This window comes from Zarconia sp. (assembly GCF_057467645.1).
Genome location: NZ_JBRJXU010000170.1, coordinates 151,302 through 175,689, shown reverse-complemented (window position 1 = coordinate 175,689; position 24,388 = coordinate 151,302). Strand labels below are relative to the sequence as shown.

The window sequence follows — 24,388 nt, the reverse complement described above, 5'->3', positions numbered from 1 at the left end:
TGTGAAGGTTCGGTTGGCTTTCGGGTGATTTGTGTTTCCCCCTCAGCGCTTTACTAACATAACACGACCTCACCCATCTGCGTCAACCCTTTTGGCAAAAAAAAATTGACAATCTCTGAATCTCCCTCTGCTCAAGGGTTTTAAAGATTTATATTTTTTTTCTCGGAGCCGGAGAAGGAGGCTCGAGGGTAAGGATCGCGCTCTAGACGATCGATCCCAAATCACGACGATAGATACCCACCACCGATGGTTTGGGAGAAGAATTCACCTGTTTTTCGGGCCAGTTAGAGCCGATCGGGACTTGTCGGGTTTGGCGAAACCTTTCACCATTGCCAGCGAGCATCTCGAAGTCACGGGTTTCGCTTGCGCCATCGCGACGAGTACCCCCAACTTCTCCCGGATGCTGCACGGCTAGGAACAAACTCGAACCATCTCGGCTGAAATAGGGTCCGGTCATTTCGCACTCCATCGGTCCGATCGCAAATAGATAAGCGTTCCCCGCAGCATCACCCTCCATCGGGAAATACCAAAGAGAGTTATTTCCAAACACCCCCGATTTTTTCGATTGACCGATCGCATTTCCCCTTTCATCCACTCGGCTGGGTACCGCTCGATTCAGCTTGCTCGTGGACATATCTGTAACCATCCAGAGATTGCCACGGGGGTCGAGCAAAATATTGTCGGGATTGGCAAATCCCCAACCGCCTTCAGCGGCCTCTCCTCCCGCTGCCATCATTTGCCAGGTAAAGTTCGACGCTGCCGGATCGTTTTCCGCTTCAACGAGGTGCATAATCCAGCCGTACTCGTGCGGTTCCCCCGTCGGACTCTTAAAAATGCGTTTGTCAGGTCCGCCGTCATCACCGGGAGAACCGGAGGTAAAACTGATATACAAAGAACCATCGGGGGCAATTTCCGTATCTTCCGGACGAGCGGCACAGGTCGCACCCACAGCATTGGCAGCATAATGAGCATCAATGAGAATGGCCCCTTGTTTTTCAACGTCGCTGCCAGTGTAGATATCTCCAAGGGTGGTAAAGCGTTCTTTAAACTGCTTCACTTGCTCGTCTTGTTCGGCTTTAAAGTACCCCCCTGCCGGACGAGGATGAAGAAGGAGGGTATTGCCCCAGATATTACTGGGTAAATCGGGGTCGACGATCGTGCTTGGTGTTAGGGGAATCCAGCTTCCCGTACCGTTGGGATTGAATTTGGCAGCGTATAGGGTGCCCTCGGTTAGGAGTTGAGAGTTGGCTTTATCTTGGGGATTGCTGACGCTTTGGCGACTGACAAATTTGTAGATATGGCCGCCGCGACGATCGCATCCAGAATAGAAGGCAATGGGTTTTCCCTCTTCGACGCGAACTCCAACCGCTTCGTGACGATAGCGTCCCAACCCAGTATGTTTGGTGCCGCAGTCGTCGGGGTTTGTCGGATCGATTTCGACGATCCAGCCGTACTTATTGCCCGCAAGTCCGAAAACATTTCCCTGACCGTATACGTTCTTCTCATCAATGTAAAACGGCAGCTGAGAGGGGTTAGCGGAAGTGCCATCGGGATAGACGGGTTCTGGCACTTGGGCTTGGAAATTTTCCTCGGCACTGAGAACCGTTCCCCAAGGAGTCGTACCTCCAGCACAGTTGCCAAAGGTGCCGATGATGCGATCGCCCAATCCATCGATATAACCCTGACCCTGGGTTTTACGAAAAACAGCGGTGGCCGGACCGGTCGCTTTGAGATAGCACTCGTCGTTTAAGCCAGAGATTCCCGTCACTCGACGATCGGCTTTTGAGGGCTGACGCACCCATTTTCCTCGATCGTCGCGACGGAGGGTTATCGCACCCAATCCTTGATCGAGGAGTGCTTCTTGGCAAATTTGTTGGATTTGGGCTTTGAGGGGATTGCTATCGGGTAAACCATAGGCATTGATTCCAGATTTGTCGATCGCGGCCGCCACTTCGGCAAAGGGAAGAGATTTACCCAGAACCTCACTATAGGTTTCCATCCAGGTTTTGCCGCTGATGTATTCAAAGTTAATGGTGAGGTAGCCGATATCGTCTCCGGTTTCGACGAAGCTGAGATAATCGTTGTTGTAACCGAAGCGAGAATCTCCGACTCGATCGCCCCAACTGGCAATCACTTCATATTCGAGATCTTCAGGCAATAGGAGTTCGTCGAGAACTTCATAAGCTTGATAGGCTTGAATTTGCTCTGATGGAGATCTGGGATCGTTGGGTAACGGCATCGGTCCGGAAACGGGACGAAAGCCAATTTCATCCGGCATGGATGGGTTGACCGCGGTTGTGGGGGTAGAAGGCGACGATCCCGTTGAAGGGGAATTTTTGGATCCGTCGCACCCATACAGAGAACTTAAGGCGATCGAACTCGCACTTCCTCCAAGCAAGAGTAAAAAGTTACGGCGCTTTAGGTGCATACCAAATGGGTAGAATGAATAATTCGGTAAGATCGTTCAAAAAATATTTTCTTATAGGGTATCGTACCCAGTCTAAATTTGCTCGATCGATGGGTAATGCTTTGGTTAAGAGTTAGCTCGATTTTGTGTCGATTGACAACAAAAAGTAAGATTATCATTCAGTGCTGCCGTCATGCTTCATTCACGGAAAACGAACAAGATATCGGTGAAGACCGAGACTATCTTGAAAACAAACGCAGACATTTCATGAAAAAAACAGCTACCACATAAGGCTCTCAGGTACATACTGAGAACTGAATGCTTGGCAAGAGAAAATCGTTATAGTTCGCATCAAAATTCATTTTGTTTTTGAGGGATGCTAGCTAAATTTCTGTTTTTCAAGCCAAATTTTTATGAATGTATAGCTAGGAATGTTATCATCTTTATTTGGTGAGTTTTAAGTTTTTGATTTATGCTGATTGAAACTCATCTCTCAAAAAAACAGAAACGATTCTTAGTTTTTCAATTTATTTTAGAGATGAATCGAGGGAGATTGACCTCGATTTAGGGTTAAACCCCTCAAGGATGTTACCCATCACCCAAATTGGACAACAATATGCATCAAAGCGATCGGATCGCCAGGGATTTCTAGTGCCGATGACCGGTGACGATATAGGCAACCCGACGACCGATATTTGTTGCGTGATCGGCCATTCGTTCGAGATGACGAATCGCTAAGACCAACAGCAAAACGGGTTCGAGAACGCCCGAATAATCCCGTTGGTAGGCAAGGGTTTCATAAAGAGAATCGTAGGCGAGATCGACGGCCGTATCTTTCTCTTTCATTTGCAAACCCACCTCAGCATCGAGCTCGATCAATGCTTCAAGACTCATCGCCAGCATGGCTTGGGCCTGTTGAGACATCATCGTGACTCTCGGCATGCAATCGTGAGGGGGATAAGGAAATAACTTGAGGGAAATTTCTGCTAAATCCTTCGCATAATCTCCAATCCGCTCGAGATCGCGCACAAGTTGCATGAACGCACCTAACTGACGGCTATCGCGAGCCACAGGTGCTTGTAGCGTCATCAGCAGCACGCAATCAGCTTCAATTTGACGGTAAAATCGATCGATTTTTTTATCGAGGGGTGGAATCGCCTTCGCTGCCGATAAATTTCGTTCGCATAATGCTTGATGGCTTAAGCGACAGGAGGTTTCCACTAAGGCTCCCATTCGCAAAATATCTCGTTCCACCCGATTTAATTCTCGCTGAAACGGTCGGCGCGCCAAAATTTTAGTATTAGAAGATACAGTCACCTCAAATAAATTATCCTTTTATATAACAACAAAATTTCTATTTTCGTTCTAACGTAGCACGTTTATTTTTAGGTTAACGTTTTTCACGAACGGTATTGAGGTCGTTCGTGAGGTATATTTTCAACGAAGGGTTCGACGATCGGTTCTGGGTTGACTGGAGAAGAGGCTCCTGGAGTTGTGCTTTTAAAAAGCGTGGGGAACGACGAACCTAGCGGCTCGGCATATGCAGCTAATGTTCCAATTTTGTCGATCGGCAGAAAGTCTGGGGACGATCGTCTGATGGCAATTTTAAGAATTAATACATTCGATGGGTAAGTCGATTTTTATCCAGGCCCCACCGGTTTCTGGGTGATTTTTTGCCTGCACCGAACCGCCATGAGCGGTGACGATCTGTTGGACGATCGCCAAACCTAATCCGCTGCCGTTGGCGGTTAAATTAGATTCTCGGGTACGGGAAGCGTCTCCTCGGTAAAATCGCTCGAAAAGATGGGGAAGATCGGCCGGAGCAAATCCCGTTCCGGCATCGATAATATTAATTTCGAGTCGATCTTCTCCCAGAGGAAGAACTTCAACTTCAATGGCACCTTTGGGGGGAGTGTGGCGAAGACTGTTATCGAGGAGATTGAGAAAGACCCGATACAATTTGGATTTATCGGCTTCGATGTGGCAAGGGTCGGGAATCGAACAAATGAGGTGGATCTGTTGGGGTTGGGCAATCGGTTCGAGGGTTTGCCAGACCGATTGCACCAGAGCTCGGAGTTCCAAACACTTGCAGTGGAGGCGATCGCTCGGATTCGATTCGAGATGGCTCAGTTCGAGCCAGTCTCCCACAAGTTTGATGAGACGCTCGTTTTCTTGTAGGAGGCGATCGACCCAACTTTGAACCGAAGGATCGACGCGACTTTGCAAGGCTTCGACCACGAGGTGAATCGATGTCAGAGGCGTACGTAGTTCGTGGGTGAGGTCAGAAAGCCACCGATCTCGCGATCTCGCGAGATCGGCGATGGGTTGGCGATTTTCTAAAAATACGCCGACATATCCATCGCTCAGGGGAAAGGTATGGCTGCGCAGAGCCAAGGAATTTTGCACTTGAGGCTCCTCGACATCGGCACTAACGGGATGAAAGATCCAATCTCGCTGTTTGGGTTGCTGGCGATCGCGAGTGAGTTCGATGAGGCGATCGAGTTCGTAGGAACGGACGAGTTTGAGTAACAGGCACGAGTCTCCCGATTGCCAGCGATCGATTTTCAAGAGCGATCGAGCTTTATCGTTACACCAGCACAGTTGATTGTCTTCATCGACTTGCAGATAGCCAAACGGTGCATCTCGCAGAATTTGCTGCCAATATTCGAGCGAATTTTCCAATTCTTCTCGTTCGTAACGCTCTAAAGCAATTCCCCGGCGTAATTGCGACCAAAGAGACATCGAATCGTCTGGGAGAGTGCGATATAAATCAGCGAGCAACTGTCGAAGTTGTCGATCGATTGCAAATTGGTGCCACAGGAAAAAGCTGATTCCGATAGCTAGTCCGAAGAGAAACGCCACGAAGGACATGCTGAATAAAAAAGAGGCAATTGAAGGTGGGTACTCCTTACTGTATCGGAATATGAAGTAAACCGATCGAACCGATTGCAATCCCCGATCGAGGATTCGAGAAATCCACTCGAGCCAGATAGCGACCTCTTCGGTGACGGTGAAGATATGGGTTCTCTAACTCACATTTGTTCCAAATTCATTAAAGTTTGGTAATCTACCGAACAGCGGGAAAAACATTTTTTTGTTATCTTGAGCTTCACTCTGTTTTTAATTTTTTCTTTAGGTATTTTTTTTGATTGCTAAAAATAGAAACTTTTTCTCTCCATTTAATATTGAGGTCAACCCCCACCTGAACTGATTAAAATAGCCTTCTTCAATCGTAAAAATTATTATTTTTTAATAGTTTTAAAAAACAGAACCTAAGATTTAAAAATTAGCAATTTTTGATTGAGTCGCTCGGGATCAAGCAATAAATTTCGATCGGCAAAAATTTTCTACAAAAGCTGACCCGATTTCCGATAAAAAATGGGCATACTTCGCTAATTTCGATCGAAAAAATTGGTCTCGATCGTCTCAAATCCGATCCGCTTCTAATTTCTAAGGTGACGCTCTTTAATCTTTTCCTCCCTCGGTTTGTCAAGGTTTGATAAACCATCTAAATATTTTTTAAAGATTTTATAAAAAAAATACCCAATCGCTAAAAATCTGCTAAATTTCTAGCAAAGTTCTAATTTTGTAATCTCACCAATACTACGTAATAATACGTATTGTAAAATACAAATTTAAAAGAGTATTCAGTGATATTACGGAATTAGCAACTGCATCGTCGTGAGACCCCAAAAATAGTGATAAATTGCTACTGATGCGATCGGCCATCGGGCTGAGCATCCAGATCGCCAACCTTTTGAAATGGTATTAAAGTCATCAATAGGTTGTTTTGAATTCGAGCGATCGACCAAGAAGCTCGTTTAGGTATTTGAAGGAGCATCGCCAGCTTAAAGGGAAGTACGTGGCTTGCGATCTCTAGCTACGATATGGGGCGCGATTGCCAGATGAGCGATCGCACGATCTCTATCACCAAAAATAAAGCAGTCGGCCAGGATGCAAAATATGACTTGCTACCAACCCTTTCAAAAACTTTACCCGCTAAGTTTGTTGTCAAAGTCTGTCGAGCGTCAGTATCGTGGGGGCTTGCAGGTTTACGACGGCTCGGTGACTTGGTTGGTCTATTTAGAAGTGGGGGGTCCCCTCTATGCCACGAATTCCATCGAGCCGTTCGAGCGTCTCGATCGCCATTTGTGCAACCTTACCCCCCAGGTTCCCACCAGCGTCATGCGCGGGCAAATTCGGTGGCTGTTCGGAGCGCCTCAAAACGCACCGAGCGATTGCCTTTCAGATTATCAGGCCATTTGCTGGTTGGTGCAAAATCACTACCTCAACACCGAACAAGCCGCCCAACTCGTCGAAGCAATTTCCAAGGAAGCCATCGACACCCTACTGGCGGTGCGCGAAGGGACCTACCAATTTATCGAACTCCCGGAGATTGCCAAGCTGCCGAAATTTTGCCGGTTCAACCTCCACGATTTAGTCAAAAAAAGCCCCGACACCCCTTCGGACACTCCGATCTCGCCGCCCAAATTGGGCTTAACCGATGCACCGGGACCCTCTCTTGCATCTCCCCAACTGTTCCTCGAACCCCATCGGTTATCGCCTTCGACGGGAATTTCTTCGCCGCCATCGACGCACGAGATCGCCAATCCCACAAAGGTCCCCGCGCCCAGTCCTGTCAAACCGGCAACCCCCACCCCTACGCCCAAAACAACCGAAGGGGAAACGACCCCAAACATCTACAAAATTGCCTGTATTGACGACAATCCCAGTATCATTCGGGCGATTAGTTCGTTTCTCGACGAGAAAGAATTTTCGGTTCTGAGCATTCACGATCCCGTCAAAGCCTTGATGCAAATCGTGCGCAGCAAACCGCATTTAATTTTATTAGATGTAGAAATGCCAAAACTAGATGGTTACGAACTGTGTTCTTTACTGCGGCGGCATCCGAGTTTCAAACAAACTCCGATCGTCATGGTGACTGCCAATACGGGATTTCTCGATCGAGCCAAAGCAAAACTCGTTCGCGCCTCCGATTATATGACCAAACCCTTTACCAAATCCGAGTTAATAGAGATGGTGCGCAAGCACTTACCCTAATGCTATATTTGTACCCATCTTCAGATGAAAAGTTGTCTTTACAATATAAGTCTGAAGCGATGAAAAATGTCCGACGTGAGTGAAACGCGAATGGCTACAATCCTCATCGTAGAAGATACTCCTTCCGAACTCGAATTAATCACCAACTATCTCAAGAGAAGCGGTTATACCGTCATTAGTACGATGGGAGCCAAAGAAGCTCTATCGATTGCCGTTGACAAGAAACCCGATGCGATCGTCACCGATGTCGTGATGCCGGGCATGAGTGGTTTTGAATTATGTCGAAGCCTCAAGCAAAATCCGGAAACCAAACAAATTCCGATCGTTATTTGTTCCTCAAAAAATCAAGAAATCGATCGCTTGTGGGGAATGAAGCAGGGTGCTGATGTTTACCTAACCAAGCCCTTTACCCAAGAGCAACTGATTCGGGCCGTCCAATCCGTTGCCCCTTAAACCGATGAATTCTTCCGCTGCTGCCATTACCTCCCTTCGAGAACAGTCACAACCCACTACCGGAGATCCCTACTTAAAAATTCGGCTGACCGATCGAACCACGGCCTTGCTGCCGATGACTTACCTTCAGGAAGTTTTAGTCCTGCCGGTGGCGCGACTGGCTCCCATGCCGGGGATGCCGCCTTGCGTGTTGGGATTGCTCAATCGGCGCAGTCGAGTCTTTTGGGCGATCGATTTAGCGCACCTGTTGCAACTCGAATCCCTCGGTGCCAATCTCGTCCAGTACGATCTCGTCATCGCCCGGGTGGGGTCAAACCCCCTGGCGATGGCTGTTTGCGGGGTCGAAGGCATCGTGCGCGCGAGCCGAGATAGCCTCCAATCTCCCCACGGTTCCGTCAGTGCGGGATTGGTTCCCTACCTGCGCGGGTGCGTTTTATTTCCTAGCGAAATTTCGCTAGTGTTGGATGTGGCCGCGATCGTCCGATCGCCCACCCTCCAACATTATTGAGGTGCGAAGTCCAGAATTTCTATCGTTTCGTTGATTTGCCGTTGGAGATTTTTGCTCGATGACCGTTCAATTCGATCGCTCCCTAAATAAAGAGCGGCCTCAATCCGAAGACGCACTCGCCTCAAGCGCGTCCGGCAACCCCGCCTACCCTGCCAAAAGCCGAAACTCCTCCCTGAAATGGTTTTACGACCTCCCCGTCGAGCGCAAACAGTTCCTCGGTTCCTTCGTTTCCGAATTTCTCGCCGTTCTGGGAATCATTGGGGTGGGCAGCTGGCTGATCGTCTCTGGGGGACGGGCGCAGCTGCGAGAACAAGCCAAATCGGAACTCGCGGCGAGCCAGGCCAACTACAACATCAAAATCAATCAGATGGGGTTCGGCTTTCGGGGACAGTCCGATAACGCCGCCATCATCGAAGCTGCCCGCAGCGCCACCCAAGGGGAAGAGATCGACCCAGAAGTGGGCGATCGGGTTCGAAATATTCTCAAAAACGAAATTCAAGCCCGGAACATCGAGTACGCCACCCTGGTGGGTAAAGATTTAAAAATTATTGCCAGCGCCAACGCCAACCGAGTCGGGCAAACCTTCAATCCCAACGACTTGGTGAGTAAAGTCCTCGCCGATCCCGAGCAACTCAAAGCCACGGCGATCGTCCCCTGGGAAGACCTGAAAAAAGAATCGTCCCCCCTCCCCGAAGGCTTTGCCGATAGCGATGCCCTGATTCGCTACACCGCGACCCCGGTAACGCCTTTGGGCAGCCAAACGGTGCTGGGGGTGCTCGTGTCTGGGGACATCGTCAACGGCAAACTCCCCATTGCCGAAAAAACCCTCAACGAGTTTAACGCTGGATACAGCGGCGTGTACCAGTACTCGGACGAGGAATTCCTCTTAGCAACCAGTCTCGAGCGAGACGCGAGACAACAAGAAGATCGAGCCAACGCCGAAATTAACGATCTCTCCCTGCTCGAAGCCGCCATTGCCAATCCCGAAGAAGTCATCACCCAGCGCGTCCGGCAAGGTTACCGAACCTATACCACCGCCGCCATGGCCTTGACGGATATCAACGATAAACCCGTGGGGGTTCTGGTGCGGGGAACCCCGGAAACGGCCCTCAACCAACTCCTGGGTAACAGCTTGCAACTGCAACTGCTCGTGGCCACCGTAGCGATCGTCCTCAACTTCATCCTGTCGAAGCTGCTGGGGGGAACCATCTCCAAACCCGTCGTCGCCCTCCAAAAAACCACCGATGAGTTCGCGCGGGGGAATCGCCAAACGCGAGCGGAAGTTTGGGCCAATGACGAAATCGGGCAACTGGCGAGAACCTTCAACGCCCTGGCCGATAACCTCAACGCTCAAGCCCAGCGCCAGAAAAAGGAAACGGAGCGAGAGCGGACCATCGCCCAAATCACCACCCGCATCCGGGAATCCCTCGATCGCGATCGGATCTTCGAGATTACCGTCAACCGCACCCGCGAAGCCCTCAGGGCCGATCGCACCCTCATCTATTTATTCGACGAGAACTGGCAGGGAACCATCGTCGCCGAATCCGTTCTCGAAGCCTGGCCCGAAGCCTTGGGAGCGCGGATCGCCGATCCCTGTTTCGCCCAAAACTACGCCGAGAAATACAAGCTCGGACGAGTCCAAGCCACCAACGACATCCTCAACGCCGATCTCACCGACTGCCACCTGAACCAGCTCAAACCCTTCTCCGTGCGCGCCAACCTGGTTGCCCCCATCGTCGTCGACGAACAACTGCTCGGCTTGCTCGTCTCCCATCAATGTTCCGGTCCCCGGGACTGGCAGCCCAACGAAATCGAAATTGCTCGGGCGATCGCCATCCAACTCGGTTACGCCCTCGAACAAGCCGAACTCCTCCGCCAACGGGAACAAGCTCGCCAAGCCGCCGAAGCTTCATCCGAAGAGCGCCGCCAGCAACAAGAAGCCCTGCAACTGCAACTGATTAACCTGCTCGGAGATATTGAAGGGGCCGCCAGCGGCGACCTCACCGTGCGCGCCGACGTGACAGCCGGGGATTTGGGCACCGTCGCCGACTTCTTCAACTCGATCGTGGAAAGCTTGCGGCAAATCGTTACCCAGGTGAAACAATCGGCCACCCAAGTGAACGCCTCCCTGGGAGAAAACGAAGGCGCCATCCGCCAACTGAGCTTGGAAGCCCTCAAACAAGCCCAAGACACCACCCGGACCCTCGATTCCGTCGAAGAAATGACCGCCTCGATTCAATCGGTAGCCAGCAGCGCCCGTCAGGCGGCGGAAGTGGCTCGCAGTGCCTCCACCACCGCCCAAACCAGCACCGATGCCATGGATCGCACCGTGGACAACATTTTGAACCTGCGCGAAACCGTCGCCGAAACCGCCAAAAAAGTGAAGCGCCTCGGGGAATCTTCCCAGCAAATTTCGAGAGTGGTGTCTTTGATCAACCAAATTGCCCTGCAAACCAACTTACTCGCCATTAACGCCGGCATCGAGGCCGCCCGCGCTGGGGAAGAAGGTCAGGGCTTCGCCGTGGTGGCCGAAGAAGTGGGAGAACTCGCCGAACGCTCCGCTGGGGCCACCAAAGAAATCGAGCGCATCGTGGAAAACATCCAGCTCGAAACCGCCCAGGTGGTGGAAGCGATGGAACAAAGTACCGCCCAGGTGGTGGAAGGAACTCACCTGGTGGAAGACACCAAATACAGTTTGGGGGAAATTGTCGAAGTTTCCCGACAAATCGACGAACTGGTGCAATCGATTTCCAGCGCCACCGTCTCCCAAGCCCAAACCTCCCAAGCTGTTTCTCAACTCATGCAACAAATTGCCCAAGTGTCCGAACGCACCTCCCGTTCTTCGAGCCAGGTGACCGACTCCCTGCGAGAAACGGTGAAAATCGCCCGGCAACTGGAAACCTCTGTGGGAACCTTTAAAGTGGATTCCTAGAGCTAGGTTCGAACTTCAATTCCCCTTACCCGAATGCCCGAGAATCCTATGGACTCCAACAACGGTCGTAACGGTCTCAACCCGTCCCCATCCGGCACTTCCCCCACCGCAACAGTCGATCGATCGTTGCCCCCGCCAACATCTGAGATCCCCGGGCTTGCCCCGTCCGCCAAACCCGCGACCCCGCAGACCCAGCCAACTGTGGCGGGCACACCCCTCTACCGCCAGCTCTTAATTCGGATTTTGCCGGGGGTACTTCTTCCTCTGGGGTTTGCCACCTGGCTCAGTTACGCCCTGACGACGCGGGAAGCTGCCCTGGATGCCCAGAAACGCTTGCGCGGGGAACTGCTCGCAGCGGCGAAGGTGGCCGAACGCATTATCGTGGAAGCGGAAATCGTCACGGACTCGGTGGCTTCTAATCCCTTGATTTTCGAAGCGGCGCGGGAGAACGCCAAACGGGCCGAAGAAGAAGAGATCGTCAACCTCTCCATCGAGGAAGCGGAACGGCAGTTTGCCAATACCCTGCTGCTGAATCCCAGCCAGCCGATGAACGATTATCTCAAGCGTATTACCCGGATTGAGGAGATCGCCGAACTCTTTTTCACGGAAAAAAATGGCTTTAACGTTGCCTACAGCCAACGCACCTCCGACTTCGTCCAGCGAGATGAATCTTGGTGGGAGCGGGGCAAAAACACCCCAGGACAACTCCTGATTCCCACCTTCGACGAATCGGCTAACGTTCGCGGGATCGACATCGTCGAGCGGATTGTCGATCCCCAAACCGGGGAATTTCTCGGCGTTCTCAAAGCGGTGGTTCCCGCCCAAACTTTCGAGCGCGTCACCAGCTTCCTGTTGGAGTTAGAGGTGTTCGATTCGGAAGAGGCTCAGATTGTGGCGTTTGACGAAAACAATAACCCCACATCCCTAACTTCCACAATCGAAGAGACCGAAGAAGAAACGGGCGAAACCGTAGAAGTTCTCGGCGGGGAGATCGTTTCCGAACGGGCCGCCACCCTCTCGGATATTTACCTCAACCGCCAGGACGACCTCGATGCGGCCATCCAGGAAGCGGATTTTCCCATTGTCAAACTCCAACTCGAAACGGAAAAAGACGATGTCTCGGAGGTGGTGCTCGAAACGGAATTGGAACTGGGAAATCGCCTGTTTTATCTATCCACCATTCCCAAAACTCACTGGACGATCTTGATTTCCGTGGACAAAAGCGAAATTCAAGCCGCCGGACGCAATTCAGCCCTGTTGTTCGCCGGGGTGTTGCTGGCGGTTGCCGGTATCTCCACAGCTGCCATCGCCCAAGCATCGCGGCAAGTAGCCAAGCCCCTGGCGCGGTTGGTAGGGGCGACCGAAGAAGTAGGTCGCGGGAACTTGGAAGTGTATGCCGAAGTGGAAGGGGCCGCCGAAACCCAACAGCTCGCCAGCAGTTTCAACGCCCTGGTGGTACGAGTTCGCGATCTGCTATTCCAGCAAGTGGCCGAAACCGAAAGCGCCCAGCAGATCGGTCAAATCACTACCCTGATGCGGGAATCTCTCGATCGCGATCGGATTCTCGAAGCCGCCGTCAATGCCACCCGACAAGCCCTGCGAACCGATCGCACCCTCGTTTACGAATTTGACGAGCGGTGGGTGGGAAACGTGATCGCCGAATCGGTGGTTCGGGGTTGGCCGCGGGCTTTGGGGATGGAAATCGAAGACCCCTGCTTTTCCAAAGGGTTTGTGGAACAATATCAGAAAGGTCGCATTCAGCCCACCGCAGATATCTACAATGCCAACTTGACCCCCTGCCACATCGGACAACTCGAAGGTCTGGGGGTGAAAGCCAATTTAGTCGCCCCCATTTTAGTGGGGGGTAAACTCACCGGCTTGCTCATCGCCCACCAATGTTCTGGAACCCGGGCGTGGCAAGATACGGAAATCGACCTCATGCGCCAAGTGGGCATCCAGCTCGGATTCGCCCTCGAACAAGCCAACCTGCTCGATCAGCGGGAACAAGCCCGCCAAACCGCAGAAGCCCTTTCCGACGAACAGCGGCGACAAAAGGAAGCGATCCAGCAGCAACTCACCACCCTCTTGATTGAAGTGGAAGGGGCATCGGGGGGCGACCTCACCGTGCGCGCCGACGTGACGGCCGATGAAATCGGGATTGTCGCCGACTTCTTCAACTCGATCGTTGAGAGTTTGCGCCAAATCGTCCGGCAGGTGAAACAATCGGCGACCCAGGTGAATGCCTCCTTGAGTCAAAACGAAAGTGCCATCCGCCTCCTGAACGAAGAAGCCCTCAAACAAGCCCGAGAAACCACCCGCACCCTCGATTCCGTGGAGGAAATGACTGCCTCGATTCAATCGGTGGCCCACAGCGCCCGTCAAGCCGCGGACGTCGCCCGCACGGCCTCCACCACGGCTCGATCCGGGGGAGAAGCCATGGATCGCACGGTGGAAAATATCTCCAGCTTGAGAGAAACCATTACCGAAACCGCCCAAAAAGTCTCGCAGTTGGGAGACTCCTCCCGGCAGATTTCTAAAGCGGTGTCTCTGATTAACGAAATCGCCCTGCAAACCAACGTCTTGGCGATTAACGCCGGTTTGGAAGCCGCTCGCGCCGGGGAAGAAGCCCAAGGATTTGCCGTGGTGGCCGAAGAAGTGGGGGAACTGGCCGAACGCTCCGCCGCCGCCACCCAAGAAATCGAGCAACTGGTGAAAAACATCCAGCTCGAAACCACCCAGGTGGTGAAAGCGATGGAAGAAAGTTCCGCTCAGGTGACTGAGGGAGCGCACCTGGTGGAAAACACCAAACAAAGTCTGGGGGAAATTGTGGAAGTGTCGCAGAAAATCGACGGACTGGTGGCCTCGATTTCCGACGCCACCGTTTCTCAGGTCCAAACCTCGATGGCGGTATCGAGCTTGATGCAAGAAATCGCCCGAGTGTCCGAGCGCACCTCGGATTCCTCGCGCCAGGTGTCAGATTCTCTGCGGGAAACCGTGGAAATCTCCCAGGAACTGCAAACCTCCGTTGGTACATTCAAAGTGGATTCGTAAAGGGAACGATCGTGTCACAAGACAAGGAATTTGCAATCAAACTCCAGTTTCTCGATGAAGCGCAGGATTATTTGAGCACCCTCGAATCTGCCCTCATCGGCATCTCGAGCCGCCGAATCGATCGCGAACAAATCGACGATGCCCTCAGAGCCGCTCACTCCATTAAGGGAGGAGCGGGCATGATGGGATTTGGGATCTTGAGCCAACTGGCCCATCGCCTGGAAGATTCGTTTAAAGTGCTCAAAACCCAGCACCAAACCCTCGAAATCGAAGCGGAACTCGAAGGGTGGCTGCTCGCTGGAGTGGACTGCTTGCGCCGGGTTATTGACAGCGATCGCCACGCCCTATTGCAGGGTAGAGACCCGGAAACCGCCCTCGATCCGATGTGGCTCGATCGGGAAGCCAATCCCGTTTTCGATCGCCTTTACGAACGTTTGGGAGACCCCCAAGCGGACGATGCCGCATCCATGCTCTCCCCGGAAGAGGGCCAAGATGTGATGGCTCTGCTGTTTGAAACGGAGGTGGAGGGCTGCCTGCAACGGTTGGAATCGGTGCTCGCCGACCCGAATTTACCCTGTCTGACGGAAGAATTAGAAATTTTGGCCCAGGAACTGGGCGGCTTGGGGGAAATGCTGCAACTGGGGGCATTTACGCAACTGTCGGCATCCACCCTCCAAGCGTTAGCCGGGGAACCCCATCGAGTTCAAGAAATTGCCCGCGCGGCCCTGGGGGGATGGCGGCGTTCCCAAGCTTTGATCGCCATCGGACAACTAGATTTGCTGCCCGATCGCATCGAACTCCCCGCGCCCTCTCCCCAAGTCTCCCGAGAAGAAGAGATGGCCGCTTTTGAGGATGCCATCGACATTCCCCAAGTCTCCCGAGAGGAAGAGGTAGCCGCTTTCGAGGATGCCATCGACATTCCCCAAGTCTCCCGAGAAGAAGAAGTGGCCGCTTTTGAGGATGCCATCGACATTCCCCAAGTCTCTCGAGAAGAAGAGGTGGCCGCTTTCGAGGATGCCATCGACATTCCCCAAGTCTCCCGAGAAGAAGAGGTGGCCGCTTTCGAGGATGCCATCGACATTCCCACGTCTGTTCCCGAGGAAATTCCAGAAGATCTCGTTTCCCTCGAACCTCCCCAGCCAGCAGACCCAGGGACACCGCAAATTTCCGAACCGGCCACCTCCCAGACAACCCCCGAAGCCGCCGAAGAACAACCCCAACTCGTCGATTTACCTCTGTTCCCCCTGGAAAGCGAACCGGTGGAAGTGGCATCGGACGAACCGGAAGTAACCGTCCGCATTCCCGTCAAACGCCTCGAACAGCTCAACGATTTATTTGGGGAACTGATTATCGATCGAAACGGTCTGGACTTGCAACTGGCGCGCTTGCGAAATTTGGTGACCCTCCTGAGTCGCCGCACCATGGCTCTCGAACAAACCAACGAGCGCCTGCGTACCGCTTACGATCGCATTGCCAGTCGCTCTCAGAACCGGGCTGCGGCCTTCTCGAGTCTCTTGGGGAAAAACAACTCAAACAACAGCAATCGCCAGACGGGAGACAACGCTCTCTCCTGGCGATGGGAATCGAGCCGCGATGGGACTCGGCCGGACACGGGAGAATTTGACGTTCTCGAACTCGATCGCTACAACGAGTTGCACCAGCCCTCTTTAGAAGTGACCGAAACCGTCGTTCAGATTCAAGAGGTGACCGACGATATCAAATTGGGCTTAGAGGATACCGAGCAAATCGCCCGCAACCTCAACAAAAGCGTCAAACAGTTGCAAACCCGCCTCAATCAAGTGCGAATGCGCCCCCTCTCGGATGTTCTCGATCGCTTTCCTCGGGCGTTGCGGGAACTGAGCCTGCAACACGGTAAATCCGTGGAGTTGAGAGTGACTGGGGGGAATACCCTCGTCGATCGCAATATCTTGGAAGTGCTCAAAGATCCCCTGCTGCATTTGTTGCGCAATGCCTTCGACCACGGCATCGAAGACCCCGAAACCCGCAGAACCAACGGCAAACCGGAAACGGGCACGATCGAAATTCGCGCCACCCATCGCAGCAACCGAACGTTAATTTCCCTTCGGGACGATGGGGCGGGCATTCCCCTCGATCGCCTGCGAGATCGAGCCACGCAAATGGGTCTGGATGCGGAACTTCTCGATGCGGCAACCGATCGGGAACTGCTCTCGTTGATTTTCGAGCCGGGATTCAGCACTAAAGACCAAGTCACCGACCTTTCCGGTCGGGGTGTGGGCATGGATGTCGTGCGCAATAACCTCAAAAAAGTGCAAGGGGACATTCAGGTGGATACCCAACCGGGGGTGGGCACCACATTTTCTCTGATGGTTCCGTTTACCCTCTCGGTGACGCGGGTGCTGGTGGTTGAAAGTGGCGGCATGCTGCTGGCCTTCCCCAGCGATACCATCCAAGAAATTCTACCCCTGCGATCGGGACAAACCCTCGCGAGTGCTGGATCGGAAGTCCTCAACCTCGAAGGCACGATGGTTCAGCTCGTCCGTCCGGAGCGTTGGTTCGAGTTTCGCTGCCCCCACCAGTTCGTCGAACTCGAAGCCCCCCCCACCATTAACACCCCCAGCGTCCTGATTTCCGAGCGGGACAACCAATTGGTGGGGCTTGCCATCGATCGATGCTGGGGGGAACGAGAAGTGGCCATCCGTCCGGTGGAAGGCACGATTCCGCTGCCTTCGGGGTTTACCAACTGTGCCATTTTGGGAGATGGTCGCGTCGTGCCCTTGGTGAACGTGTCCGAGCTGCTGCACTGGATTACCAGTTGCGATCGCTCGTCGCAAACGAGCACCCCCGAGCCAAAACCGATCGAACCCACCCCAGAAATCGAGCCTCCCATCCTACCGCCAACCCAAAATACGATTTTAATCGTTGATGACTCGATTAACGTGCGTCGTTTCCTCGCCTTAACCCTCGAAAAAGCCGGATATCGGGTGGAACAGGCTAAAGATGGCCGCGATGCGGTGGAAAAACTCTTGTCCGGAGTCCAGGTCCAAGCAGCCATCTGCGATATTGAAATGCCGCGCCTCGATGGGTACGGCTTTTTAGCTCAGGTCAAATCAAATGCCCAGTTCAAAGATTTACCGGTGATGATGCTGACCTCCCGGACGAGCGAAAAACATCGCCGCCTGGCGACGAGCTTGGGTGCAACTGCCTATTTTTCGAAACCGTATAACGAGCGTGCTTTACTCCAAGCCCTCGAAACCTCTCTGGAATTGGTTCTGGCACTTTAACATCGAGTTCGGTTCAAGACGTCTAATTTCGATCGAGGTGAGCATCGGGGAGCGGAGGGAGCGTAGGGAGCATCTGAAGAGAATTAGAGAAGAGATCGATCGGGTCGCGCTTAATTGTCGCGAACGATCCGAACTTGAGATCGCACCCCAACAGGAGTTTCACCCTCGTTTTCCCATTCGTAAACTGCAAAAGCATGAATTTGTCAAGCCCCAAGTCCCGGGCGATCGCCCTTGACGCCGATTTCGTCACCGATTTGAGTCGGGTCACTGGCTCGAAAGTCAAACCGGTGGGGATATTGTCCCCACGCCAGACCCCAACCCGAGCTCGAACCACTTTAGATTCGAGCGGCTCGAGATTGCCCGGACCCTTTTTTCGAGCCAACGGCTTTCTCGCTCCTCGTTTACAATGATTCGGCGATCGATGCGGCAAAATGGTTTAATCTCCAATATCTTCGAGTACCCTCAGGATTCCCACTATGTTTTCGTCTTCCTCTCTCCAGTCCCGAAGGACCAAAAACCGCGCCACTCAAACGACCCAACAACTGGTAACCTTCTCAATCCAACTCGAATGGTTTGCCCTGCCCATTTGGGTGGCTCGAAAAGTGATTCCCTTGGGCAAAGTGTACGGCAATACCCTGGAGACCGGCGCGGGTTTAACCCTCGATGGGGATTTGGAAGTGCCCGTTCTCGATCTCGAACGACGCTTGTTTGGCAGCCCCGCCGCCGCCGAATTGCCCGCTCCAGAAGTCCCTAGGGAAAACAAGACCCCTGCATCCGCTTCCGATCCAGAGGAACTGCCCGAACGCTATCTACTCATCGTTCAAAGCTCCCAGGGAGAACTCATCGGTTTGCCCTTGCCGTCTCAACCCGCTTTACGTCGATTTCCCCAGAGCGCTTTCAAACCGATTCCCCCCACCTATTTAGCTCAGGGTCATCTTGGGTGCGCGAGCGCCCTCGTGGTTTCAGGTCCGGACGCTCCGCCCATTTTTCTACTCGATCTCGATCGGCTGGTTCGACCCCAGTGGAGTCTACCGGCATCGGAGGCGATCGAGCGCGATTCTTAGGTTGAGAATCGATCGAAATGGATGCATCGAGCGGCGATCGAGATCGTAGCGCAAATCAAAAAAATCAGAATACAATTTTCACATCCACCTGTCATATGAAATCCGCTTAAATCACCATGATTGAGCATGAAGAGGCAGCGGTTGGATCCCTGATTAAGCCAAAGAGTTCGGACCCCGCGTCGGCGCAAGACGCAAGGGAATGCCGACCTAGCAAGGGAACGCCGACCATTGGCAAGAACGCGATCCGTGAATTGTTTGAGATTATGGTCATTCAACCGGATCCGAGCTCAAACATCTCTCTCGGGTTTTTGCCATAAAACCCGAACAGTGAGATTCAAAGGGAACTCGCGCATCTACAATTCAAAATCGCACCAGACTCGGGCTTACGATTCATGATCCGAATTTTACTCGTCGACGACCAAGCGATTCTTTGTCAAGCCTTACAGACTTGGCTGGAACGGGAATCCGACCTTGAAGTTGTTGGAAGCGCGCACGATGGCGAAACGGCTATCGAACAGGTCGAAGCGCTCAAACCCGATGTCGTCCTCCTGGATATTCAAATGCCGGGAATGGACGGCATCACGGTCACTCAAATTCTGAGCCAGCGCTTTGGCCAGACAAAAGTCATTGTCCTCAGCGGCTACGACAACGATGCCTACCTCGGCGATGCTTTGCGGGCGGGGGCCAAAGGCTATCTCCTGAAAAATACTGCCGCCGAAGATCTCGCGAACACGATTCGCTCCGTTTACAAGGGGTACTCTCAAGTGGGACCGGGGCTATTTGATAAAATCATCGCCCGCGTGGGGTCCGAAGACGATGCGGTCGATACATCGCCCCTGCCAGATTTAGCCAAACTGTCTCTCACCGAAGCCGAGTTCCAGATTTTAGTTGAGGATTTCGACGTTTCAGCGCTATCGAGCGCGATCGAGCGAGCTGTCGAACTCGATGCCCTCGACGAACTCTTAGCCCGGTTAAGCCGATATCTTCGAGGAAATCCCAATAATATCGCAGCGCTGTACCTAGCCGGTGCTGTCTCCCGACGCATGAAAGGTCGAACCCTCTCGGCTTTTCAATATCTAAAATTTGGTTTTAAAGAAGGGGTAAAGCGAGGATTGTCCCGCGAAGAATTGCTACTATTCTATCGGGAGGGCGTGACCCTCAAACCCGACGAAGCCTTTAACTGGCTCAGTCAAGTTGATAGTCCGTGGAATTGTCCCGAAGGTTTCCCTTTTCTTTTACAAGAAGCCGATCGTCTCTTTGGACGCGAGTCTGTTTCTTATCAAACGCTCCTCGCACTTTCAAAGCTGAAACAGATGCGAACGTTGAGCGATCGATATGCGGTTCTAGTAGAAAACCTCGCATCTCTCGGGCAAGGTTGCGAACGCTTGGGTCAGATGCTGAAGCTGTGAGATTGAGAACAAGATGGTTAAAAATATGAACGAGTTAGGTCATGTCGAGCAAGAGCTAGCGGAACTCCGCAGCCAAATGGAAAAGTCTTTCGAGACCGTTGATGGACTCGCTCGGATTCAGGAGCAGTTCGAGGGGTTGGCACAAACCTATGGGGAACTCAAAGAATATATCGATCGAGCACAGGGCATTCTAGAGAATGCGACAGGGGTTGAAGAGCGTTTCGAGCAACGCTTTAAAGAACTCGAAGCGTCTTTAAACGATCGCTGGGAACAAACCCACGCCCAGTTATCGGATATTCCCACCGATATTCGCCAAGATTTAGAGGCACGGGTCGGTCAAAACATCGGCGATCTCAAACGAGAACTCGATGCAAAGAAGCAGGAGTTAGACGCAAAAATGGCATCCATTCTCCAAGAATCGAGCATTCAAGGAGAAGCCATACAAGCTCCGATGAAAGAATTTGAAGTCGTTGTCGATCAGCTGGAAAATCGCACCCACATTGCCCGATTGGCACTGCGCAATATGGAACAGCAAGTGCGAACCTTACGTTGGGCGACGATCGGACTCGCTATTTTTACGGTGTTGGCGATCGCGGGATTATTTTGGTTTGCCACTTCCCAGGGCAGTTCTGGGGAGAGTAAGCCCGCTCAAACTCAAACTGAATAGACATCGGGTGGAAAAGGGAGAAAGCTAGAAGAACTTCAGGACTTCAGCATAGATCTTGTCTGAATTTTTGATTTCCACCGGATGTCTAATGAGTGATGGGGTGTGGGGTGTGAGGAATATTCCTGAGAGTTGGCACAGCTGAACAATCTTACTCTACCCCAGCATCTTCTTTTCCCCTTCCACCCTCGATTGCCTCGGAATTTACCCCAAGCGATAGCCAAATCCTCGTACGGTAATAATATATTCCGGATGGCTGGGGTCGCGTTCGAGTTTTTCCCGCAGCCAGCGAATATGTACGTCTACGGTTTTGCTATCTCCCACAAAATCGATACCCCAAATGCGATCGAGAAGCTGTTCTCTCGACCAAACTCGTCGCGGAGAACCCATGAATAGCTCCAACAAACGAAACTCTTTGGGGGCGAGGTTCACTTCAGTGCCGCTCACGAGTACGCGGCACTCTTGGGGGTATAAGGTGAGTTCTCCGAACTGAAGAGCTTCGGGTCGATCGGGTTGTCGAGTGCGGTTGCGGCGCAGCAGGGCCCGACAGCGGGCGACGAGTTCGCGCATTCCAAAGGGTTTTGTCAGATAGTCGTCCGCTCCAATTTCTAAGCCCAAAACCCGATCGGTTTCTGTACTTTTCGCGCTCAGAATTAAAATCGGCACCGGGTTGCCTTGATGCCGAAGCAGTCGACACAGGTCTAAACCGTTAACCTGGGGCAGCATAATATCTAAAATAATCAGATCGAAGGGAAATTTTTCCCGTTCGACTCCCGGATCGTGAATCAAGGTCATTGCCACACTTCCGTCCGATGCAGCCGTCACTTGATAGCCTTCATCTTTTAAGCCCAAAACAACCATATCTCGAATTAGGTCCTCATCTTCTACAACGAGGATTCGTTGAGTTGAGTTCATTTTTGGTGTGGAGGTCTTGTGGTTGGACTCGATACCCAGCATAAAAAAAGTGGTCATTTTTTAGCACCACTCTATTAATACAACAAAAATTTTCTTTACGATCGAAAAACTTAAAAACGATCTTGTAAAATTTTAAGTTTTCGATTGGGTCTGGTTTTGACTGTATTGTTGGATCGATGGTCTCGGGTCCTGCGACCGAATTATTTCTACGTATTTCTGACAATTATGGGGTTTCGAGCGTACATTTTACCCTTGGATGAGTTGAAAACTCGTCAATCATTCCGTCTGACTACGTATTACTTACAAAGATCGAGAACGATTGGTATGATTTTGACTCAGTGAAAATGCTTAGAGTGTTTGGCGGTCCTGAATCTGAGTGCGATCGGTCTTGGCGATCTCAGTTACTTTTTTTGGGTGGACAACGGTTCAATTCAATGGAAATACTCACGATTTTTCCACCCAGATAGCCTTCAACGATCTGAGATGCGATCGCATAAGTATGAGTTTCGATCGCCAATTTTTATTTTTGATAACGTTTAATTTACGTAAACTTAAACTAATGTTAAACTTGCCTTTATTTACATGAAAAAAATTCTCACGCATCTCCCAATCTTTCAAGTCCCATTCATTTGAATCGAGACAGCTACCTCAATGGACCCAATCGCCGCAATGAGACCGAAAAGGGCGCGCACTGCGCAGTTTTCGTTACACATTCGTCAGGAACGGGGAATGGGTTTGGGGGGAATGGACAAGACCTGTTTCTTCGATCGTGCAAATCAACTGCGGGCCACAGCGCAGGGGGAGCACAGCAGAGGGGTTGTGCCATAGGCTGAATACCGATCGCTGAGTGCGTACTATATCGACGCAACTTTGACGCGGTGGAGAAGCCCCGTTTTCAGGCGATAACCGACATTCCGTACCGTTACCATTTGACCGAGTTCGGCAGTACCTTGGATGAGTTGGTGCTCCTGGGGATCGTAAGGGACTTCCATCCCCACTGCACCAATCGTTTCAACTCCCCACTGCTGCAGTAACTGTTCCACGGGCTTAACCAGGGGCAATAATCGCGTCGCGGGAAACTGTGGATTTTGACGGGCGGCATAGGCTGCAGACGGCCAATAAAACATCCAAGACTCGAGGGTATCCAGACTCGTTTGCTTGAATTCTTCAACTGCCGCCGTCCGTTGTTCGTCTAGTTGAGTTCGCAGGCGATCGTATTCTGCTTGCAGATGTTCTAGGCTTGCGGTTTCTGGATTTCGCTGGCTCTGAAGGGCACTTTCTGAGAATGTTGCGAGTAACGCTTCTAAAGAGATCTCTAAACTGCGAGCGAGTTTGAGTAAATTGTCCAATCGCATTTGGGACACTTGCCCTCGCCTGAGCGATCGCACTTGGTGTTCGGACACCCCCGCCTTACGCGAGAGAGCCAAAAAGCTAGAAACCCCCGACGGCTCCATCAACTGACGCAATTCGGGGGTGTAATCTCGATTCTTAGAAGCACTCATATTCCTTGGAAAGAAAGACGCAGGAAAGGTTTTTTACCGTTCTCCTCCATCATCCCTTAACTTTTGAGGGTTTTGGAAAAAGATAAGTCCCGTATTTTCTCTCAGGAACGAGCTGCGTGTCGTTCTACTCTTCAAGCAAACTTCTCAACATCCAGGCAGTCTTCTCGTGAATTTGCATCCGCTGAGTTAACAAATCCGCCGTGGGTTCGTCGTTCGCCTCATCGGCAACGGAGAAAATCGATCGGGCCGTGCGCACCACCGCTTCTTGACCGGCCACGAGTTGGCGAATCATGTCTTTGGCTGCAGGAACACCGCTGGCTTCCTCGATGGAGGTGAGTTTGCCGTATTCGCTGTAGCTACCGGGTGCTGGGAATCCCAATGCCCGAATCCGTTCGGCGATCTCGTCAACCGCCGTTGAGAGTTCGGTATATTGCTGCTCGAACATCAAATGTAGGGTTTGGAACATCGGTCCGGTGACGTTCCAGTGAAAGTTATGGGTTTTGAGATACAGGGTATAGGTATCTGCGAGTAACCGAGACAATCCTTGGGCGATTTCTTCGCGGGCTTTGTTTTCAATACCGATGTCAACTTGCATGGGTTTAATGGAGGTAAGTTGTATTTAGTGTATTTGAGTGTTTGCGATCGTCATCCTTTCTCACTATAGAATTCGACTGGTTTCTTCCAACGCGCGATCGCAAAATCTCTAGTGCGACGTAGCCAAAATAACTGACCTGCCCTCAACGAGTGAAAGCTATGTTTACTAAGCATTTTGCCTTGTTTATGACCCGTAGCGGCACTAGGCCAAGTGCATTTGCAATACCGAACGGGGGGCGCGTCGTACGTTACAGCGAATGGTTGCGTGTCCGAGGCGTACTGAGGCTTCGTAACGATGGCAGCCGGAAAAACCGTAATATTCTCCCTCGACTTCCAACACGTCGATGGGTTCTTGCAGTCCGATTTTGCGGATGGATTCCATCAAAGCTGCTACCTTCTGCGGGTCGTTGCGCCGGGGTAGGGGACGGCGAATTTTATGGATGGGAATATCTTTGATTTGCATGAGATTTGTCGGGTTGGGAGTTAAAACAAGGTGCTGGTTCGTGGGACGACGATCGAATTTTTACGGCTTCTTATCTTTAATCGTAACCATATTGACTTCGTT

The 24,388-nt window shown here is 51.9% G+C and carries 16 protein-coding genes; 9 read left to right on the top strand and 7 right to left on the bottom strand.

Translation table 11 applies throughout. The annotated features are described in order from the left end of the window. Positions 1-202: 202 nt before the first annotated feature. From AC2215_RS25460 to AC2215_RS25450, 3 genes are all read right to left on the bottom strand, one after another. Entirely contained in the window at positions 203-2,428 is a 2,226-nt protein-coding gene (locus tag AC2215_RS25460) for a PhoX family protein (protein WP_486812827.1), read from the bottom strand. 627 nt (positions 2,429-3,055) lie between these two features. Continuing rightward, positions 3,056-3,724 (bottom strand): phosphate signaling complex protein PhoU, encoded by a 669-nt coding sequence (gene phoU / locus AC2215_RS25455; protein ID WP_486812826.1) that lies wholly within the window; start codon positions 3,722-3,724, stop codon positions 3,056-3,058. A gap of 288 nt (positions 3,725-4,012) precedes the next feature. Continuing rightward, positions 4,013-5,149: a sensor histidine kinase gene (locus tag AC2215_RS25450; RefSeq protein ID WP_486812825.1), complete on the bottom strand. Its 1,137-nt coding sequence runs from the start codon at positions 5,147-5,149 to the stop codon at positions 4,013-4,015. Between the two features lie 1,221 nt (positions 5,150-6,370). Between AC2215_RS25450 and AC2215_RS25445 the strand changes: the two genes are divergently transcribed. The 9 genes from AC2215_RS25445 to AC2215_RS25405 all read left to right on the top strand — a co-directional run bounded on the left by AC2215_RS25445 (position 6,371) and on the right by AC2215_RS25405 (position 20,815). Further along, positions 6,371-7,468 carry a response regulator gene (locus tag AC2215_RS25445; RefSeq protein WP_486812824.1) on the top strand — a complete coding sequence of 366 codons (1,098 nt, stop codon included), beginning with the start codon at positions 6,371-6,373 and terminating at the stop codon, positions 7,466-7,468. 90 nt (positions 7,469-7,558) lie between these two features. Further along, positions 7,559-7,921 carry a response regulator gene (locus AC2215_RS25440; RefSeq protein ID WP_486812823.1) on the top strand — a complete coding sequence of 121 codons (363 nt, stop codon included), beginning with the start codon at positions 7,559-7,561 and terminating at the stop codon, positions 7,919-7,921. A gap of 4 nt (positions 7,922-7,925) precedes the next feature. Beyond that, complete coding sequence (locus AC2215_RS25435; RefSeq protein ID WP_486812822.1) at positions 7,926-8,429, top strand: chemotaxis protein CheW; 504 nt, start codon at positions 7,926-7,928, stop codon at positions 8,427-8,429. A gap of 58 nt (positions 8,430-8,487) precedes the next feature. Next, complete coding sequence (locus AC2215_RS25430; RefSeq protein WP_486812821.1) at positions 8,488-11,361, top strand: methyl-accepting chemotaxis protein; 2,874 nt, start codon at positions 8,488-8,490, stop codon at positions 11,359-11,361. A gap of 48 nt (positions 11,362-11,409) precedes the next feature. Beyond that, positions 11,410-14,412, top strand: a complete 3,003-nt coding sequence (locus AC2215_RS25425; protein WP_486812820.1) for a methyl-accepting chemotaxis protein — start codon at positions 11,410-11,412, stop codon at positions 14,410-14,412. An 11-nt stretch (positions 14,413-14,423) separates the two neighbouring features. Beyond that, positions 14,424-17,675, top strand: a complete 3,252-nt coding sequence (locus AC2215_RS25420; RefSeq protein ID WP_486812819.1) for a hybrid sensor histidine kinase/response regulator — start codon at positions 14,424-14,426, stop codon at positions 17,673-17,675. Between the two features lie 476 nt (positions 17,676-18,151). Further along, the gene (locus tag AC2215_RS25415) at positions 18,152-18,739 is read left to right on the top strand and encodes a hypothetical protein (protein ID WP_486812818.1); all 588 of its coding nucleotides are present in this window, start codon (positions 18,152-18,154) and stop codon (positions 18,737-18,739) included. A gap of 392 nt (positions 18,740-19,131) precedes the next feature. After that, positions 19,132-20,148 carry a response regulator gene (locus AC2215_RS25410; protein ID WP_486812817.1) on the top strand — a complete coding sequence of 339 codons (1,017 nt, stop codon included), beginning with the start codon at positions 19,132-19,134 and terminating at the stop codon, positions 20,146-20,148. Positions 20,149-20,161: 13 nt separating this feature from the next. Further along, positions 20,162-20,815, top strand: coding sequence for a hypothetical protein (locus AC2215_RS25405; protein WP_486812816.1), 654 nt, complete (start codon positions 20,162-20,164; stop codon positions 20,813-20,815). A 201-nt stretch (positions 20,816-21,016) separates the two neighbouring features. Here AC2215_RS25405 and AC2215_RS25400 read toward each other — a convergent pair whose 3' ends face one another. The 4 genes from AC2215_RS25400 to AC2215_RS25385 all read right to left on the bottom strand — a co-directional run bounded on the left by AC2215_RS25400 (position 21,017) and on the right by AC2215_RS25385 (position 24,286). Further along, on the bottom strand, positions 21,017-21,769 hold the full coding sequence (locus tag AC2215_RS25400) for a winged helix-turn-helix domain-containing protein (RefSeq protein WP_486812835.1): 753 nt from the start codon (positions 21,767-21,769) through the stop codon (positions 21,017-21,019). Positions 21,770-22,581: 812 nt separating this feature from the next. Beyond that, positions 22,582-23,229 carry a helix-turn-helix domain-containing protein gene (locus tag AC2215_RS25395; protein ID WP_486812815.1) on the bottom strand — a complete coding sequence of 216 codons (648 nt, stop codon included), beginning with the start codon at positions 23,227-23,229 and terminating at the stop codon, positions 22,582-22,584. Between the two features lie 124 nt (positions 23,230-23,353). After that, positions 23,354-23,824, bottom strand: a complete 471-nt coding sequence (locus AC2215_RS25390) for a Dps family protein (RefSeq protein WP_486812814.1) — start codon at positions 23,822-23,824, stop codon at positions 23,354-23,356. 201 nt (positions 23,825-24,025) lie between these two features. After that, on the bottom strand, positions 24,026-24,286 hold the full coding sequence (locus tag AC2215_RS25385; RefSeq protein ID WP_486812813.1) for a ParB N-terminal domain-containing protein: 261 nt from the start codon (positions 24,284-24,286) through the stop codon (positions 24,026-24,028). Positions 24,287-24,388: the final 102 nt, after the last annotated feature.